The following is a 1,578-nucleotide window of genomic DNA, read 5'->3' as shown; positions in this document are numbered from 1 at the left end:
CGGTTCGGCGCCCTGAACGGCCGACAGTGGGCCGGGGCATCCGTCGTCGGCATCCTCGCGATCATCGGCGCCGCAACCATCGTCGTGCAGCTCACGCGCTGGTTCCTGGGGCTCGAGTTCATGGAGGACTTCGTCGCGACCTATCCCGGCGAGACGCCGTTGCCCGACGGCGCACCGGTGGGACTGCCGGCGTGGCTGGGCTGGCAGCACTTCTTCAACGTCTTCCTCATCGTGCTCATCATCCGCTCGGGCCTGCAGGTGCGCACCGAGAAGCGACCGGCGGCGTTCTGGACGCCGCGGTGGTCCCGGCTCGGCCGGAAGATCAGCCTGAACCTGTGGTTCCACCAGTCGCTCGACGTCCTGTGGCTGGTGAACGGCGTCGTCTTCGTCGTGCTGCTCTTCGCGACCGGCCAGTGGATGCGGGTCGTACCGACGAGTTGGGACATCATCCCGAACGCCGTCTCGGCGGGGCTGCAGTACCTGTCGCTGGACTGGCCGCTCGAGAACGGGTGGGTCAACTACAACAGCCTCCAGGTGCTCGCCTACTTCGTCACGATCTTCGTCGCGGCGCCCCTCGCCGTGCTGACGGGAGTGCGCATGTCGGGGGTGTGGCCGAAGGACGCCGCGGCCCTCAACCGCCGCTATCCGGTGGAGTGGGCGCGTGCCGTGCACTTCCCCGTGATGCTGTACTTCGTCGGATTCATCGTGGTGCACGTCACGCTCGTCTTCCTGACCGGGGCGCTCCGCAACCTCAACCACATGTACGCCGCACAGGACGCCGACGGCTGGCTGGGCTTCTGGATCTTCGTCGCCTCCCTGGTGGTCATCGCCGCCGCGTGGATCGCGGCACGTCCGTCGGTGCTGGCGCCGATCGCGGGAGTGTTCGGCAAGGTCGGCCGGTAGTACTCGCAGATCTCCATGGCGAGCATCCGCGACCCGACGCGGCCGCTTGTCATTCCAGTTAATGGCCGCTAACATCGAGTCCAGTTAGTGCGCGCTAACTGGATGGCGCGCGAACGACGTGCAGAGAGGCGCGGATGGTCACGCTCATGAGCCCGCCCGATCATGGATCGGAGCCGAGGCCGCGCTCCCGATCGCCGCGCCCCTTCGACCGGGTGCTCGTCGCCAACCGCGGCGAGATCGCCGTTCGCATCATCCGCACGCTGCGCCGCCTCGGCATCCGCTCCATCGCCGTCTACTCGGACGCCGACGCGGGCGCGCCGCACGTGCGGCTCGCCGACGAAGCCGTGCGCATCGGCCCTGCGTCCGCGAGTGAGAGCTACCTGGTCCCCGAACGCATCGTCGCCGCAGCGCTCGAGTCGGGCGCGCAGGCGATCCATCCGGGCTACGGCTTCCTCTCGGAGCACGCCGGCTTCGCCGAGGCGTGCCGCGATGCGGGCCTCGTCTTCGTCGGCCCGGGCATCGAGGCGCTCGAGGTGATGGGCGACAAGATCCGCGCGAAGCGGCACGTCGAGGCATCCGGTGTGCCGACCGTGCCCGGCATCGCCGACCCCGCGCTCGACGACGCGGCTCTCCTCGCCGCATCCGCCACCGTCGGATTCCCGCTGCTCGTGAAGC

The 1,578-nt window shown here is 69.1% G+C and carries 2 protein-coding genes; both read left to right on the top strand.

Going from position 1 to position 1,578, the window contains the following annotated elements; translation table 11 throughout:
• A partial coding sequence (locus AC1DY2_RS19645; RefSeq protein WP_476763939.1) for a cytochrome b/b6 domain-containing protein occupies window positions 1-903 on the top strand: 903 nt, incomplete at its 5' end.
• 146 nt (window positions 904-1,049) lie between these two features.
• Window positions 1,050-1,578: biotin carboxylase N-terminal domain-containing protein (locus AC1DY2_RS19640; protein ID WP_476763938.1), on the top strand; the 529-nt coding region annotated here is incomplete at its 3' end.

The organism is Agromyces sp. P1_H4, from assembly GCF_056405255.1.
Note: the sequence above shows the minus strand (reverse complement) of the source record. Positions and strands in the feature narration are given on the sequence as shown.